14 protein-coding genes are annotated in these 16,681 nt (G+C 66.4%); 4 read left to right on the plus strand and 10 right to left on the minus strand.

Going from position 1 to position 16,681, the window contains the following annotated elements:
* Positions 1-195: 195 nt before the first annotated feature.
* Entirely contained in the window at positions 196-1,332 is a 1,137-nt protein-coding gene (gene moeB, locus BW38_RS03990; RefSeq protein WP_032977552.1) for a molybdopterin-synthase adenylyltransferase MoeB, read from the minus strand.
* Between moeB and BW38_RS03985 the strand changes: the two genes are divergently transcribed.
* On the plus strand, positions 1,331-1,918 hold the full coding sequence (locus BW38_RS03985; protein WP_235189991.1) for a GNAT family N-acetyltransferase: 588 nt from the start codon (positions 1,331-1,333) through the stop codon (positions 1,916-1,918). The genes moeB and BW38_RS03985 overlap by 2 nt on opposite strands.
* Before the next feature lie 77 nt (positions 1,919-1,995).
* Here BW38_RS03985 and der read toward each other — a convergent pair whose 3' ends face one another.
* The 7 genes from der to ndk form a co-directional block, all read right to left on the minus strand.
* Positions 1,996-3,393: a ribosome biogenesis GTPase Der gene (der, locus tag BW38_RS03980; protein WP_025874993.1), complete on the minus strand. Its 1,398-nt coding sequence runs from the start codon at positions 3,391-3,393 to the stop codon at positions 1,996-1,998.
* 15 nt (positions 3,394-3,408) lie between these two features.
* Entirely contained in the window at positions 3,409-4,617 is a 1,209-nt protein-coding gene (gene bamB / locus BW38_RS03975) for an outer membrane protein assembly factor BamB (RefSeq protein WP_032977555.1), read from the minus strand.
* Positions 4,617-5,255, minus strand: coding sequence for a tetratricopeptide repeat protein (locus BW38_RS03970; protein WP_025874997.1), 639 nt, complete (start codon positions 5,253-5,255; stop codon positions 4,617-4,619). Before BW38_RS03970 ends, bamB begins: the two co-directional genes overlap by 1 nt.
* A 64-nt stretch (positions 5,256-5,319) precedes the next feature.
* Positions 5,320-6,180, minus strand: a complete 861-nt coding sequence (locus tag BW38_RS03965; protein WP_051585102.1) for a RodZ domain-containing protein — start codon at positions 6,178-6,180, stop codon at positions 5,320-5,322.
* Between the two features lie 18 nt (positions 6,181-6,198).
* On the minus strand, positions 6,199-6,984 hold the full coding sequence (pilW, locus tag BW38_RS03960; RefSeq protein ID WP_032977559.1) for a type IV pilus biogenesis/stability protein PilW: 786 nt from the start codon (positions 6,982-6,984) through the stop codon (positions 6,199-6,201).
* Entirely contained in the window at positions 6,971-8,176 is a 1,206-nt protein-coding gene (gene rlmN / locus BW38_RS03955; RefSeq protein WP_032977561.1) for a 23S rRNA (adenine(2503)-C(2))-methyltransferase RlmN, read from the minus strand. The genes pilW and rlmN overlap by 14 nt, the downstream gene beginning before the upstream one ends.
* A 10-nt stretch (positions 8,177-8,186) precedes the next feature.
* Positions 8,187-8,612 (minus strand): nucleoside-diphosphate kinase, encoded by a 426-nt coding sequence (ndk, locus tag BW38_RS03950; protein ID WP_008265389.1) that lies wholly within the window; start codon positions 8,610-8,612, stop codon positions 8,187-8,189.
* Positions 8,613-8,926: 314 nt separating this feature from the next.
* Here ndk and BW38_RS03945 point away from each other — a divergent pair, with 314 nt between their 5' ends.
* The 3 genes from BW38_RS03945 (at position 8,927) to BW38_RS03935 (ending at position 13,272) form a co-directional block, all read left to right on the plus strand.
* Positions 8,927-9,595 (plus strand): TetR family transcriptional regulator, encoded by a 669-nt coding sequence (locus BW38_RS03945; RefSeq protein ID WP_025875011.1) that lies wholly within the window; start codon positions 8,927-8,929, stop codon positions 9,593-9,595.
* A 26-nt stretch (positions 9,596-9,621) separates the two neighbouring features.
* Entirely contained in the window at positions 9,622-11,994 is a 2,373-nt protein-coding gene (locus tag BW38_RS03940) for a 3-hydroxyacyl-CoA dehydrogenase/enoyl-CoA hydratase family protein (protein ID WP_032977563.1), read from the plus strand.
* Positions 11,995-12,063: 69 nt separating this feature from the next.
* Entirely contained in the window at positions 12,064-13,272 is a 1,209-nt protein-coding gene (locus BW38_RS03935) for an acetyl-CoA C-acyltransferase (protein ID WP_032977565.1), read from the plus strand.
* Positions 13,273-13,887: 615 nt separating this feature from the next.
* Here BW38_RS03935 and galU read toward each other — a convergent pair.
* Both galU and BW38_RS03925 read right to left on the minus strand, forming a co-directional pair.
* Positions 13,888-14,766: a UTP--glucose-1-phosphate uridylyltransferase GalU gene (galU, locus tag BW38_RS03930; RefSeq protein ID WP_025875017.1), complete on the minus strand. Its 879-nt coding sequence runs from the start codon at positions 14,764-14,766 to the stop codon at positions 13,888-13,890.
* Positions 14,763-16,676 (minus strand): nucleoside-diphosphate sugar epimerase/dehydratase, encoded by a 1,914-nt coding sequence (locus BW38_RS03925; protein WP_032977567.1) that lies wholly within the window; start codon positions 16,674-16,676, stop codon positions 14,763-14,765. Before BW38_RS03925 ends, galU begins: the two co-directional genes overlap by 4 nt.
* Positions 16,677-16,681 lie beyond the last annotated feature (5 nt).

A 16,681-nucleotide genomic window follows, 5' to 3' on the forward strand; every position in this document is an offset into this window, starting at 1 on the left:
CTCTAGCTGGCGCCAACCTTGGATGCCACGGACGCGTCCGGTTTGCGCGCCAACGCTACGGCGACCAAGGTCGACACCTACCAACACGCCGGGCATGGCCCGGCACTACGGTGTGGCGCATCTAGGCCCCAACCTTGGTTGGCCCAGCCCCGGACCAAGGCCGCCCCCACCCGGGCCCCCGCCACCGCCCCGCCCTCACCCGCCCCGACAGAACGCGGCGTAATCGATATACCCCGGGAACGGCACGCCCGGCGCGCACAGCGGGCACTGCGGGTCCGGCCCGATGCGGGTCTCGCGGAAGCGCATGCCCAGCGCGTCAAAGCGCAGCAGGCGGCCCACCAACGGTTCGCCGATGCCCAGCAGCAGCTTCAGCACCTCGGTGGCCTGCAGCACACCTGCCAGGCCGGGCAGCACGCCCAGCACGCCGGCCTCGGAACAGTTGGGCGCGAACTCCGGCGGCGGCGGCTCCGGGAACAGGCAGCGATAGCACGGCGCCTCGCCGCGCTGGCGGCCGGCATCGAACACGCTCACCTGGCCATCGAAGCGCTCGATGGCGGCGTAGACCATCGGCGTGGCGTGCTTGATGCAGGCATCGTTGAGCAGGTAGCGCAACGGGAAGTTGTCCGAACCGTCCAGCACCACGTCAACGTCCTGCAGCAGGCGGTCCACGTTCTCCGAGGTGACCCGCTCGGGCACGGCCTCGACCTCGATGGACGGGTTCAACGCCAGCAGCCGCTCACGTGCCGAATCGACCTTCAGCTGGCCGACGCTGGCCTCGGTATGCACGATCTGCCGGTGCAGGTTGCTGCGCTCGACACGGTCGTGGTCGGCGAAACGCAGGTGCCCTACCCCGGCGGCCGCCAGGTAGAACCCGGCCGGCGCGCCCAGGCCGCCCGCGCCCAGCACCAGCACCCGCGACTGCTGCAGGCGGCGCTGCCCAGCCTCGCCCACCTGCGGCAGCAGCAGGTGGCGCGAATAGCGGTCGTAGAAATCGCGGTCGGCGGCGCTGGTCAGTGGCTGCACCAGCGGCAGCGCCTGCTCGCGCCAGGCCACGGTGCCGCCGGCAACGGAGCTCACGTTCGTATAGCCCGCATCCAGCAGCGCCTGCGCTGCATCAGCCGAGCGCTTGCCGCTCTGGCAGATCAGCAGGATTTCCTGTTCCGGCACAGGCAGGTGCGCGGCCGGATCGGCCAGCAGTTCATCCTTGGCCACGCCACGCGCGCCCTCGGCCATGCCGCCGGCCCGCTCATGCGCCTCGCGCACGTCGATCAGCACCGCACCATGGGCCACGCGCGCGCGCGCGCGCTCGGGGGAAAGCTCTGGAATGCTCATGGCGTCCATTGTAGAGCCGGGCCCCATGTTGACGGAGCCGACGGCGCGTAGGACCCTCTGGCCGGTGAAACCATCGATCAATCCCGTACAGACCGAGCACCTGGTGCTCCGGCCGTTCTCATGCGCCGACGGCCCCGAGGTCTTCGCCGGCATCACGCCAACGCTGACCCGCTTCATGGCATTCGATCCGCCGGGGTCTTTTGCGGCATTCGAAAAGATCGGCCAGGAATGGCTGCGCCTGATCGAGGAAGGCGCGGAATACACGTTCGTGATCCGGCATCTGCAGGACGGACGCTTTGTGGGCATCGCCGCCGTGCACCGCGCTACCGAGGGCGAACCCGAGCTTGGCATCTGGATAAGCGAGCGCGAGCACGGACAGGGCTACGGCCGCGAGGCAGTGCGCGCCGTCGTCCACTGGTGCGCGGAACGGCTCGCTGCGGTCGCCTATCGCTACCCGGTGGCGGTGGACAACGTGGCCAGCCGGCGGATTGCCGAAGCACTGGGCGGCCAGGTGGTCGGCACCGAGCAGAGCGCGAAGTTTGCGTCGGTGGTCTATCGGATTCCGGTGCCGGGGCTGCCTGGCTGAGGTTGCCGGCCAGCGGCCGGCACTACCGACAGGATCGCCACAACGAGAAAGGCGGCCCTGCGGCCGCCTCTCGTGGATCACTTGCCCTTGACGTGCTTCATCAAGCGCCGCTTGGCCTTGACCTGCCGTTCGGTCAGCACGTTCTTCTTGCCTTCGTACGGGTTGGCACCCTCGCGGAAGATGAACTGCACCGGCGTTCCGATCAGCTTGAAGCGCTTGCGGAAGAAGTTCTCCAGGTAGCGCTTGTACGACTCCTGCAGTTCCTTCAGCCGGGTGCCGTGCACGATGAAGGTCGGCGGGTTGGCGCCGGCCGGGTGCACGTAACGCAGCTTGGAGACGTGGCCGCGGATGGTCGGCGGCGGGTTGGTCTCGTAGGCCACTTCCAGCGCCTTGTTCACTTCGCTGGTGGTGAAGGTCTTGTTCGCCGATTCGTGCGCACGGTGCACCGCACGGAACAGCTCGCGCAGGCCCGAGCCATGCTTGGCCGAGATGCGCACCGATTCGGCCCACGGCACGAAGCCCAAGCGCAGCGACAGCATCGTTTCCGCCTGCTCACGCTGGTAGTCGGTCAGGCCGTCCCACTTGTTGATCGCGATCACCAGCGCGCGGCCGGCATCCAGCACGGCGCCGAGCACGGTGGCGTCCTGGTCGGTCACGCCTTCGGTGGCATCGAGCATCAGCACGGCCACCTGGCACTGCTCGATCGACTGCATGGTCTTGACCACCGAGAACTTCTCGACGACCTCGTCCACGCGCGAACGGCGACGCAGGCCGGCGGTGTCGATCAGGCGGTACTCGCGGCCGTCACGCTCCAGGTCCACCGAGATCGAATCGCGGGTGGTGCCCGGCACGTCCGAGGCGATCATGCGCTCTTCGCCGAGGATGCGGTTGACCAGGGTCGACTTGCCCACGTTGGGGCGGCCGACGAAGGCGATGCGCACGCGGTTCGGATCGTTGTCCAGCTCTTCGCCGCTGCCCTCTTCCGGCAGGCGCTGGATGACCTCGTCAAGCAGGTCGTCCAGGCCCTGGCGGTGGGCAGCCGACACGGTCAGCATCTCGCTGAAGCCGTAACGGGCGAACTCCGAACGCACGGTGTCTTCGTCGGTGCCGTCGATCTTGTTGATCAGCAGCAGCGTCGGGCGCGACAGCTTGCGCAGCCAGGCCAGGATCTCATCGTCCATCGCCGAGGTGCCCTCGCGGGCATCGACGACGAACAGGATCAGGTCAGCTTCGCCAGCGGCAGCGCGGGCCTGGCGCGTGGTAGCACCAGCCAGGCCTTCTTCTTCCTCTGCGATGCCGCCGGTATCGACGACGAGGAAATGGTTGTCCTCGTCAAGCCGGCAGACGCCATAGTTGCGGTCCCGGGTGACGCCGGGCTGGTCATGGACCAGGGCGTCACGTGTACGGGTCAGTGCATTGAATATGGTCGACTTGCCGACATTCGGCCGTCCAACCAGGGCGACCAAAGGCAGCATCGCGATTACTCCGTATTAATTTGCCAACCGGAATGCGGTCAGCTTGCCATCAACGTTCTGCACCAGCAGCACTCCATCGACGACGATTGGCTGGGCCAGAAGCGCATCACCGCCGCTTTTCGCCCGCGCCGCCATCGCGCCATCGGAGGCCTGCAGCCAATGCAGGTATCCCTTGTAGTCACCGACCACCACGTAGTCGCCGTGCAGCGCCGGGCCGGTCAGCGAGCGCCGGGCCAGTGCGGTCTGCGACCACATCGCCGCGCCGCTGGCCTTGTCCAGGCCGAACACGCCGCCCTTGTTGTCGGTAACGAAAACATTGCCCGAAGACACCGCCACACCGCCGGCACCGCCGTGGTCACGCGCCCACAGCGGGCGACCGGTCGGGCCTTCGATGGCCATGGTCTGGTTCTTGAAGCTGCTCACGAACAGCGTGTTGCCGTCGAGCACCGGGGCGCCATCGACATCGGCCATGCGGTCCAGCTCGGTACGGCCTTCGCCGGTACCCACGTTCTGGTCCCACAGCGTGCGGCCGTCCTGCATGGCCAGCGCAGACACGCTGCCCTCGTCCTTGCCGATGAACAGCACGCCCGGACCGGCCACCACCGGCGCGTTGCCACGCACGGTCAGCGCCGGCAGCTCGCTGGGGTTGAACCACTTCTGGGTGCCGTTGCCGGCGTCGAACGCGGTGACGCGACCGTCATTGCTGCGCACGAAGACCATGCCCTGGGCAATGGCCGGTGCGGCGATGACTTCGTTGGGCACGCGTGCGCGCCACTTCTCGCTGCCATCGTTGATGTCCAGCGCGATCACCTGGCCATCGAGGGTACCGATGACCACCAGGTTCTCGCCGACGCCCGGACCACCGGACAGCCGCAGCTTGGCCTTCTTCTTTTCCTTCTTCGGCTCCCAGGTCCAGACCTTCTTGCCGGTCTGCAGGTCGATGGCGTGCACGCCACCGGTGATCGCCGCGGCGAACACATGGCCATTGGCCACTGCCGGGCCCTGGCGCACGCCGATGCGGCGCTCGCCCTTGCCCAGGTTGACCGACCAGGCCTTGTTGACCTTCAGGGTCGGCTCGAACTTCACCAGTTCCGCCGGCTCCTGTGCCTTCTTCGCTGCTGCGTCCTTGCCGGCGAACCAGCCCTTCATGGTGCTGCAACCGGACAGCGCCATACCGAGCAGGAGTACGGTGGCGACGCGCGTGATCATGACCTTCTGACTCATCAAACCGACTCCGCAGGGGCGGCGACGGTGCCGCCGGCGTCCATAACCTTGGTTTCCAGCAGTCGCCGCTGCGGCGCTGCCACGTCCAGCGTCTTCAGCGCCTTCTCATACTGTTCGCGGGCCGCGTCACGCTTGCCCTGCGCCATCAGCGCATCGCCATGGATTTCCAGGCTGCTGCTGTCGGTGGCGCTGCCCAGCAGCTTGATCGCTTCATCGCCCTTGCCGGTAGCCACCAGCAGGCGTGCCACGCGCTGGTCGACCACGCGCTGCAGGTCGCCTTCGACCTTCACCGCGCGCAGGGTGGCCAGCGCTTCTTCATTCTTGCCGGCATCGACCTGGGCCTTGGCCAGCTGCAGCGCAGCCAGGTCGCCGTAGATGCTGGACGGGCCAGCCTCCAGCGCCTTGACCGCCTTCGCAGCGTCGTCGAGCTTGTTCTGCTGCAGGCCCACCAGGGCCTTCTGGTACTCGACATTGGCCGAAGCCAGCTTGCCGCCCTGATCCTTCTGGTACCACTGCCAGCCGGCAATGGCACCGATGGCGATGACTACGCCACCGAGGATGCTGGCACCATTCTTCCGCAGCCAGCTGCGGACGCGTTCACTTTGTTCGTGCTCGTCGAGCAGGTCGTCGATCGCCATGCGTACTCTCGCCCCGCCCATCGGGAGGGACCATTGGGATTATCGAAGGTGGTGAAACCGCGCCTCAGTGTGAAACCGGGACAACGGAGCCTTCAGAGGATACCTGAAAGCGTGCCACGTTGGCTCGCTGATAGGGCGTCAGATCGACGATAGCGCCATTCTGCTGAACCTGGACCGCCGAGGCGTTGCCCAGGGTGACCCGGGCCACCTGGCCGGGGGTGAAGCTGCGGGTCTCGCCCGCCTTGATCAACGCCTTCTCGACGCTGCCGCCATCCGGACCGGCAATATCGACCCAGCTGTCGCCACTGAACTGCATGTCCAGGTTGGCGGCAGCAGCCGGCGCAGCGCGTGGCACCGGGGCCAGCGAGGCAACGTAGGGGGTAGCAGTCGGCTTGGTGACAGGTGCGGCCGCCACTTCGGCGGGCGCCGCGGCGGCGGACCCGGGACCGGCCGGGGTAACCGGTACGGCGGCCGGGATCACATCCAGCGAGGCGGTGTTCGGCGAAGGTGCGGCGCCATCGAAGTGACCACGGGTGGCGAACCAGACCGGGACCGCCAGCACGGCGGTAATACCGACATACAGCGCACGGCGGCCGAGATTCTCGGCGATCCGGCGCGCACGCGGGGTATGGGTGTGGCTGACCAGGGTCGGCGGAACCACCGGGCCAACCTGGGCCTGTTCCAGCAGTTCGCTGACGTCGACGCCGAGCAGGCGGGCATAGCTGCGCAGCTGGCCGCGCACGAACACCGGCGCGCCGAGCTTCTGCCACTGCTCCTGCTCGAGCGACTTCACCACTTGAACCGGCATGCGCAGGCGCTGGCCGACGTCTTCAAGGGTCAGTCCGGCGGCCTCGCGGGCCTGGCGCAGGCGGGTGCCGCAGCCGGCCACAGTCTCGAGATCGCTCACAGTCTGGTCATCAATCACAATGCATCAACCCTGGAGTTAGGAGCCCGCGTCCTGCGGAAATTCCTGTCGAATCCGCTGAAGATAGCGATCAGATGCTGCCTGATCACCCAGCCGCGCCTCGATTTGAGACGCAAGTTGTAACACGGAACGCGTGGCCGGTGCAGCCGCAATCCTACGTTCGGCGAAGGCGCGGGCCTCCATGAACTGGCCGCGACGGAAGCTCAGCTGGGCCATCGCCTCCAGCGCGACCGGGTTGCCAGGCACCTGGGACAGGGCGGCACGCAGGTTGCGTTCGGCGCGATCAAGCTGCCCGGCATCCAACGCACAGCTGCCGCCGTTGGCCTGCGCCTCGGCCGGCGTGGTGTAGCTGCGCGCCTGCAGCGCACGATCGAACCAGGCCAGCGACTCGGCAGCCTGTCCGTTCTGGCACAGCCAGGCACCATAATTGTTGAGCACGTCCCCCCGCTGCGGCGCCAGTTCGGCGGCCCTGCGGAAACCTTCCCCGGCCTGTCGGGTGCGGCCACGCTGATCATCGATGCCGGCCAGCAGCACCAGTGCATCGGGGTCGGCAGGCGCCAGCTTGATCGCATCGCGCGTCTTGCGCTCGGCCGCATCGAGGTTGCCGCTCTGCATGTCGCGGGCGGCCAAGGCGAGCAGATCCGCGGCGCGGACCTGCCGGCGAACACCTTCGGGGTCGCGGACCGAATAGACCGTCGCCTGGCTGGGGCCCAGCTTGGCCTTGGGTTGCGACTTGCAAGCGGTGACCGAGAGGGCCAGCACGGCTGCAAGCAGCGCCAGCCAGAAGCGGTCAGGCCGCGGCATCGCTCCCCTTCCCCGCCTGCAGCGTCTTGTTGAACTCGGCCTGGCGGCGCGTGCGATCCATCACCTGGCCCTTGAGCTGGCCACAGGCGGCGTCGATATCGTCGCCACGGGTCCGGCGCACCATGGTCAGCACGTTGCTGTCGAGCAGGATCTTCTGGAAGGCGCGGATATGCGCTTCTTCGGAACGCTCGTAGCGGGTACCCGGGAACGGGTTGAACGGGATCAGGTTGACCTTGCCCGAGTCCCTGGCCTGCACCGCGTTGTCGAACTGGTGCATCAGCCGCGCCAACTGGCGGGCGTGCTCGGGCTGGTCGTTGATGCCCTTCATCAGGGTGTATTCGAAGGTGACCGATTCGCGGCGCTTGTTGGCGCGCAGGTAGCGTGCGCACGAAGCCATCAGCTCGGCGATCGGGTACTTCTTGTTGAGCGGCACGAGGGTCTCGCGCAGCTCATCGTTCGGCGCATGCAGCGACACCGCCAGCGACACGTCGCTTTCGGTGGACAGGCGGTCGATCTGCGGCACCAGGCCGGAGGTCGACAGGGTCACGCGCTTGTTGGCCAGGCCGTAGCCCAGATCGTCGCGCATCACGCTCATGGCACGCACGACGTTGTCGAAATTCATCAACGGCTCGCCCATGCCCATCATCACCACGTTGGTGAGGCGGCGCATCTGGTGCGGCACGTTGCCCAGGTGGCGCGCCGCGATCCACACCTGGCCGATGATCTCGGCGGTGGTCAGGTTGCGGTTGAAGCCCTGGGTGGCGGTGGAGCAGAACGTGCAGTTCAGGCCACAACCGACCTGCGAGGACACGCACAGCGTGCCGCGGGTCTTGTCGGGGATGTACACGGTCTCGATGGCGTTCTTGCCATCCACGCCCATCGCCAGCAGCCACTTGTGGGTGCCGTCGGCGGAGGGCTTGTCGAAGATGATGTTCGGGACGAGGACCTCGGCATGCTCCTGCAGCTTGGCGCGCAGAACCTTGCCGAGGTCGGTCATCTCATCGAACTCGGTGACGTAGCGATGGTGGATCCACTTCATCACCTGATGGGCGCGGAATTTCTTCTCGCCGAGAACCTCGACGAAAAACTTCTCCAGGCCCGCGCGATCGAGGTCGAGCAGGTTCTGCTTGCCAGCCGTGGGTGCCGACTTCGGCAGCGGCTGGATGGCGATTTTCTGTACGACCTCGTTCACGGCATTACTCTCAGCGCGAGACGACTTCGGTGGCGGCGAAGAAGTACGCGATTTCAATCGCGGCATTCTCGACCGAGTCCGAGCCGTGGGCGGCATTGGCATCGATGGATTCGGCGAAGTCGGCGCGGATGGTGCCCGCAGCGGCTTCCTTCGGGTTGGTGGCGCCCAGCAGGTCGCGGTGGGCCAGGACGGCGTTCTCGCCTTCCAGGGCCTGGATCATCACCGGGCCGGAGATCATGAACTCGACCAGTGCGTTGAAGAACGGACGCTCGCGGTGCACGGCGTAGAAGCCTTCGGCTTCACGACGCGACAGCTGCTTGTACTTGGCGGCCACGACCTTCAGGCCGGCCTTTTCGAAGCGGGCGTAGATTTCGCCGATGACGTTCTTGGCAACGGCGTCCGGCTTGATGATCGAAAGGGTGCGCTCCAGCGCCATGGGATGTCTCCAATGGAATCGGGCCGCTGATGGCCCGAAGGGTAACAAAAAAAAAGCCGCGTCGAAACGCGGGCTTAGCCTGATAAACGTGCGTGGATTGTAAAAGATAAAGCGGCAGGGTGGTAGTGCCGGCCGCTGGCCGGCATTGGCCGCCATTCAACCTCGGGGCTGCCGGCCAGCGGCCGGCACTACCCCCATTCACCCACCTGAGCGGATTCTGACCAGCCCGGGCATTTTTGCTGCACTGCAAAATGCCATACGGTACCGTCTGGTTCTAGTATCAAACAATCGTTTGATTAAGGTCCGCCCGCCCGATGGCCAAGCCCGCCCACTTCTCGACCAAGGACCGGATCCTCGGCGCCGCCGAGGAGCTGTTCGCCCAGCACGGCTTTGCCGGCACCTCGCTGCGCCAGGTCACCAGCCAGGCAGACGTCAACATCGCTGCGGTCAACTACCACTTCGGCTCCAAGGAAAACCTGGTCAACGAGGTGTTCCGCCGCCGCATGGACGAGATGACCGGCGCCCGCCTGGCCCAGCTCGAGCGTGCCCGCAACGAACACCCCGGGCAACTGCGGCCGGTGCTCGCCGCCTTCGTCGAGCCGGCCCTGGCGCTGGCCCAGGACCGCCAGAACGGCGGCGCCTTCGTCCGCGTGATCGCCCGTGCCTACGCTGAAAAGAACGACAACCTGCGCAAGTTCCTGTCCGACCACTACGGCCACGTGCTGCGTGAGTTCGGCAAGGCGATCGCCACCTGCGTGCCCGGCCTGAGCAAGGAAGAGCTCTATTGGCGCCTGGATTTCCTCGCTGGCTCGCTGACCTATGCCATGGCCGATTTCGGGCTGATCAAGCGACCTGCCGGTGTCACCGAAACGGCGCATCGTGCCCATGCCGCCCATGAACTGATCCATTTCGCCGAGGCCGGATTCCGCGCCGCCGCCCGCAGCGGCAGCGCCCTGCCCGCCTCCATTGATTCCACCCAGTAACTGCTGACCAACAAAGGCCCTACACCATGTCCAATTCCCTGCTAGTCCGCCGCGCCGCCGTGCTGGGTGCCGGCGTCATGGGTGCCCAGATCGCCGCCCACCTCACCAATGCCGGCGTCGACACCGTGCTGTTCGACCTGCCTGCCAAGGAAGGTCCGGCCGATGGCATCGTGCTGAAGTCGATCGCCAACCTCGGCAAGCTGAGCCCGGCGCCGCTGGCCAGCAAGTCGCTGGCCGAAGCCATCACCCCGGCCAACTACGAGACCGGCCTGGAACAGCTGAAGGACTGCGATCTGATCATCGAGGCCATCGCCGAGCGCATGGACTGGAAGCAGGACCTGTACAAGAAGATCGCCCCGTTCGTGGCCGACCACGCCGTGCTGGCCTCCAACACCTCGGGCCTGGGCATCAACAAGCTGGCCGACGTGCTGCCCGAACAGCTGCGCCACCGCTTCTGCGGCGTGCATTTCTTCAACCCGCCGCGCTACATGCACCTGGCCGAGCTGATCCCGGCCACCACCACCGACGCCAGCGTGCTGGAAGGCCTGGAAGCGTTCCTGGTCACCACCCTGGGCAAGGGCGTGGTGTACGCCAAGGACACCCCGAACTTCATCGGCAACCGCATCGGCGTGTTCTCGATCCTGTCCACCATCCACCACACCCAGGAATTCGGCCTGGGCTTCGACGAAGTGGACGGCCTGACCGGTCCGCTGGTCGGCCGCCCGAAGTCCGCCACCTACCGCACCTCCGACGTGGTCGGCCTGGACACCATGGCCCACGTCATCAAGACCATGGGCGATACCCTGCCCAACGACCCGTGGCATGAGTTCTTCAAGTCGCCGAAGTGGCTGGATGCGCTGATTGCCAAGGGCGCGCTCGGCCAGAAGACCGGCGCCGGCATCTTCCGCAAGGTCGGCAAGGACATCGTGGTGCTGGACCTGGAAAAGCAGGACTACCGTCCGGCTGACCGCGCCGCCGCACCGGAAGTGGTCGAGATCCTGAAGATCAAGAACCCGGCCGAGAAGTTCGCCAAGCTGCGCGAGAGCCAGCACCCGCAGGCGCAGTTCCTGTGGGCGACCTTCCGCGACCTGTTCCACTACAGCGCCTACCACCTGGCCGACATCGCCGAGACCGCGCGCGACGTCGATCTGGCCATCCGCTGGGGCTACGGCTGGTCGCTGGGCCCGTTCGAAACCTGGCAGGCTGCCGGCTGGAAGCAGGTCGCGCAGTGGATTGCCGATGACATCGTCGCTGGCAAGAGCATGAGCAACGCGCCGCTGCCGGATTGGGTATTTGACGGCCGTGACGGCGTGCATGCCGCCGAGGGCAGCTACAGCCCGTCGCGCAACGCCAAGCTGCCGCGTTCGTCGCTGCCGGTATACCAGCGCCAGCGCTTCCCCGATCCGCTGCTGGGCGAGAAGTTCGCGCCGGGCGAGACCGTGTTCGAGAACGACGGCCTGCGCATGTGGCACGACGGCGATGGCATCGCCGTGGTCAGCTTCAAGACCAAGATGAACACCGTGTCCGACCACGTGCTGGATGGCCTGCAGGAATGCGTCACCCGCGCCGAGAAGGATTTCCAGGGCCTGGTGATCTGGCAGCAGAAGGAGCCCTTCTCCGCCGGTGCCGACCTGGCTGGCGCCCTCGGCCTGCTGCAGGCCGGCAAGGTCGACCAGTTCGAAGAAATGGTGCACAACTTCCAGCGCACAAGCCAGCGCATCAAGTACTCGCTGGTGCCGGTGGTGGCTGCGGTGCGTGGCCTGGCCCTGGGTGGCGGCTGCGAGTTCCAGATGCACAGCGCCAAGACCGTGGCCTTCCTGGAAAGCTACATCGGCCTGGTCGAGGCCGGCGTCGGCCTGCTGCCGGCAGGCGGCGGCCTGAAGGAACTGGCCGTGCGCGCATCGCAGGCCGCCGGCCCGGGCGGTGACGTGTTCGCCGAACTGAAGAAGACCTTCGAGACCGTGGCGATGGCCAAGGTGTCCAACTCGGCGGTCAACGCCCAGGAACTGGGCCTGCTGCGCAGCACCGACAAGGTGGTGTTCAACAGCTACGAGGCCCTGTACATCGCCAAGGCCGAAGCACGCGCCCTGGCCGAAGCGGGCTACCGTCCGCCGCTGCCGGCACGCCGCATCCAAGTGGCCGGCGACGTCGGCATCGCCACCTTCAAGATGATGCTGGTCAACATGCTGGAAGGCCGCTTCATCAGCCCGTACGACTACGAGATCGCCGAGCGCATCGCCACCGTGCTGTGCGGCGGCAAGGTCGACCGCGGCACCCTGGTCGACGAAGAGTGGCTGCTGACCCTGGAGCGCAAGCACTTCGTCGAACTGGCCCAGCAGGAAAAGACCCAGGCCCGCATCGCGCACATGCTGAAGACCGGCAAGCCGCTGCGGAACTGACGGAAGACATCGGTAGTGCCGGCCACTGGCCGGCAACCTCTTCCAACCCCTATTCAAGAGATCACTGCAATGACCAAGCAAATCCAGGACGCCTACATCGTCGCCGCCACCCGCACCCCGGTTGGCAAGGCGCCCAAGGGCATGTTCCGCAACACCCGCCCCGACGACATGCTCGCCCACGTGCTGCGCAGCGTCGTGGCGCAGGCGCCGGGCGTGGACGTCAACCGCATCGATGACGCGATCATCGGCTGCGCGATGCCCGAAGCCGAGCAGGGCATGAACGTAGCCCGCATCGGCGTGCTGCTGGCCGGCCTGCCGAACACCATCGCCGCGCAGACCGTGAACCGCTTCTGCTCCTCCGGCCTGCAGGCCGTGGCGCAGGCGGCCGACGCGATCCGCCTTGGCAACGCCGACCTGATGCTGGCCGGCGGCACCGAATCGATGTCGATGGTGCCGATGATGGGCAACAAGATCGCGATGGCCCCGAGCGTGTTCGACAACGACCACGTCGCCATCGCCTACGGCATGGGCATCACCGCCGAGAAGGTCGCTGAAGAGTGGAAGGTCTCGCGCGAAGAACAGGACGCGTTCGCCCTGGCCTCGCACCAGAAGGCCATGGCCGCCATCCAGAACGGCGACTTCAAGGACGAGATCAGCCCGTACGAGATCGTCTCGCACCAGCCCGATCTGGCCGACGGCAAGCGCATCATCACCCGCAACAAGGTGGCCGACACCGACGAAGGCCCGCGTCCGGATTCCTCCGCTGAAGGCCTGGCCAAGCTGCGCCCGGTGTTCCGCAACGGCCAGTTCGGCGGCACCGTCACTGCCGGCAACTCCTCGCAGATGAGCGATGGCGCCGGCGCGGTACTGCTGGCGTCGGAACAGGCGATCAAGGATTACGGCCTGACCCCGCTGGCCCGTTTCGTCAGCTTCTCGGTGGCTGGTGTGCGCCCGGAAGTGATGGGCATCGGCCCGATCGCCGCGATTCCGAAGGCACTGAAGCAGGCCGGCCTGAGCCAGGACCAGCTGGACTGGATCGAGCTCAACGAAGCCTTCGCCGCGCAATCGCTGGCCGTCATCCGTGACTGCGGCCTGGACCCGAGCAAGGTCAACCCGCTGGGCGGCGCGATCGCGCTGGGCCATCCGCTGGGTGCGACCGGCGCGATCCGTACCGCGACCCTGCTGCACGGCCTGCGCCGTCGCCAGCAGAAGTACGGCATGGTGACGATGTGCATCGGCACCGGCATGGGTGCGGCGGGCATTTTCGAGGCGCTGTAAGGTTCAAGGCGTTGCCTCGTTGGGCTTCAAGGCGTGGGCCGGGTTGGCAGGGCTGCCCGGGACACGCCGTGAACCCATCCATGGGGGCTCGATGGCGCCATCCATGGCGCCAACGGTCCCGAGCAGCCCTGCCAACCCGGCCCTTCCAGCCTCCCCGCGGCGGAAGGATGAGAAGAGGCAAGAGCAGTAGATCCACGCCATGCGTGGATGCTCCGGAAACGAAAAAAGGCAGCCATCGGCTGCCTTTTTCGTTTCTGCCCTGCTCTTGATTCCGCCCTTCCTGTCCGCGCCCGCAGGAAACCAGGCTGGCGGGATCGGTGGGCCTTTGCAGGACCGTTGGCGCCATGGGCCCGAGGCATGCCTCGGGCGGGTTGGGCAGGACGCCCAACCCCGGTCTTGCCGTGTGCGCAGGACAGCGCACAGGAGCAAGGCGCCATCGAGCCCCCATGGGTGAGGGCGCTTTGCTTGCGAAGCACTGCTTCGCAAGCGCCCGAACGCACAGCCGTCAGCGGCTGGGCCGGACCGCGGAGCGGGGTTTACGGCGTGTCCTGCAGCGGCCTGCCTGCGCCTCCCCCAGCTATGCAGGAAGGCGCTGCCGGAGCGCTCGAAAAACCCTTACTCCGCCAGCATCGCCGCCAGCTTCTCGCGCGCCGGGCCGGCCAGCTTCGGGTTGTCCAGCGCGAAGCGGATCGTCGCCTCGACCAGCCCCAGGTGGGTGCCGCAGTCGAAACGGGTGCCCTCGAAACGATAGGCATCGACCTCGTCGGTCTTCAGCAGTTCGGCGATAGCATCGGTCAGCTGGATCTCGCCACCGGCACCGGTGCGGGTCTGCTCGAGCAGCTCGAAAATCTTCGGGCTCAGCACGTAGCGCCCCACCACTGCCAGGTCACTCGGTGCGTCTTCCGGCTTGGGCTTCTCCACGATCTGCGAGATACGCCCCTTGCGGCCGTCGAACGCCTCGGTGGCGACGATGCCGTAACTGGCCGTCTTGTCGTGGGGCACGTCCTCCACGGCGATGACGCTGGCACCACTGGCCTCGTTGAGGTCGGCCATCTGCTTCAGCGCACCCGCGCCGCGGTTCCAGATCAGATCGTCGGGCAGCAGCACGGCGAACGGCTCGTCACCGATGACCGCCTTGGCGCACAGCACCGCATGGCCCAGGCCCAGAGCCTCGGCCTGGGTGACGAAGATCGCGCGCACGCCTTCCGGCAGCACATGGCGGATCAATTCGAGCTGCTCGTGCTTGCCCGCGCGCTCGAGCTTCTGCTCCAGCTCGTAGGCCTTGTCGAAATAGTCGGCGACGGCGTGCTTGTAACGGTTGGTGATGAACACCAGGGTGTCACAGCCTGCTTCGATCGCCTCATCCACGGCGTACTGGATCAGCGGCCGATCGATGATCGGCAGCATCTCCTTCGGCACCGTCTTGGTCGCCGGAAGAAAACGCGTGCCCAGACCCGCTACCGGGAATACCGCCTTGCGAATGCGCTTGCTCATTGGTGCCTGTTGGCCTCACGTGCCGGAAAGGGCACAACCTTAGCGGATGAAATGTAAGCATCCTGTTCGATTGGCGAGAATTCCGGCATGGTCGCAAACAGGATTTCCTGGATCGTATCGATGTCGTACCGGGCAATGGCCTCGCGCAGCTTCGGCACGTTGCCCAGCACGATGTCCCGCGAGAACGAACGGACGCCGGCCTCGAGGATCTTCGGGTGCGCGGTCGGCCGGTAGTCCTCGTCGGAATAGAACAGCGTCTCGTGCAGCTTCTCGCCCTGGCGCAGGCCGGTATAGATGATCGGAATTTCCTTGTAGGGCTGCTTGCCCGCCAGCCGGATCATCTGCTCGGCCAACACCCGGATCGGCACAGGCTCGCCCATGTCCAGGGTGTAGATCGCGCCGTGCGACGCCGACGCGGCCGCCTGCAGGATCAGCTGGCACGCCTCGGGAATGGTCATGAAATAGCGGCTGACCTCCGGGTCTGTCACCGTGACCGGGCCGCCCTTGAGGATCTGCTCGCGGAACAGCGGCACCACGCTGCCGGCCGACGCCAGCACGTTGCCGAAACGCACGGTCACGAAACGGGTGTGCGTGGACTTCTGGTCCAGGCTCTGGCAGATCATCTCCGCATAGCGCTTGCTGGCGCCCAGCGCATTGACCGGGTCCACCGCCTTGTCGGTCGAGATGAACACAAAGTGCTCGACGTGGGCTTCCAGGCAGGCGCGGGCCACGTTCTCGGTAGCCAGGATGTTGTTGCGCACGGCTTCACGCAGCTGACGCTCCAGCACCGGCACGTGCTTGTAGGCAGCCGCATGGAAGGCGGTGTCGACCGGGTGCAGCGACAGCGCGTGGCGGATCACCGCAGGATCACCACAGTCACCGAGCACCGCTTCGATCTCGACGTCGGGGAAGCTGCGGCGCAGCTCACCCTCGATGGTCAACAGCAGCAGCTCACTGATCTCCAGCAGCACGATACGACCGGCACCATGGCGCGCACACTGGCGGCACAGCTCGGACCCGATCGAGCCACCGGCACCGGTCACCATCACCGTGCGCCCGCCCAACCAGCCACGGATGAGGTTCCAGTCCGGCATGATCGGCTTGCGGCCGAGCAGATCTTCGATCGCCACTTCCTTCAGCTGCCCCGGCAGCGACTGCCCCTGCAGAATGTCGCTGAGCTTGGGCACCGTGCGGAACGGAATGCCGGTGCTCTCGCAGATGGCCACCACGCGCTGCATGCCGACGGCATCGAGCGAAGGCATGGCAATCACCAGCAGCTTGGCTGCAGTCTCGCGGGCCACTGCCGGTGCATCGTCCAGCGTGCCCAGGATCGGCAGGCTCTGCAGCTTGGCCCCTCGCAGGTGCGGCGCATCATCGAGCAGGCCGACCGGCTCGAAATTGCCGGACCGGCGCAGGTCGCGCACCAGGGTCTCGGCGGCCTGTCCGGCGCCGAGAATCAGCACCCGGCGCGCGGTCGAATCGGACTGCAGCGACTGGTAGTCCTTCCACGCGCGGTACAACAGGCGCGGCGCGCCCAGCAGTGCCGACAGCGCGAACGGATAGATCACCAGCACCGACATCGGTACGCCGTTGAAGCGCTTCCAGGCCAGCACCAGAACAATGGCGATCAGGCCGATGAAGCTGGCCTTGAAGATGTTCAGCAGGTCGCTGACGCTGGCAAAACGCCACAGGCCGCGATAGAGGCCGATACGCCAGAACACCAGTCCCTGCAGCGCCAGTACCAGCGTGGTGTCCACGTTCCACAAGGGCAACGCAGGAGCGTCGGCCAGAATCGAGTAACGACCTGCGTGCAGCAGCTGCCAACAGGCCCATACCATGAACAAGTCGTGGCAGACGATGGCCGTACGCGGCATCAGGCCGAGGATTCTGTCCCGCCAGGGTGAAGACATAGATC

Origin of the sequence: Stenotrophomonas sp. RIT309 (assembly GCF_000632045.1) — a bacterium.
GTDB lineage: Bacteria > Pseudomonadota > Gammaproteobacteria > Xanthomonadales > Xanthomonadaceae > Stenotrophomonas > Stenotrophomonas indicatrix.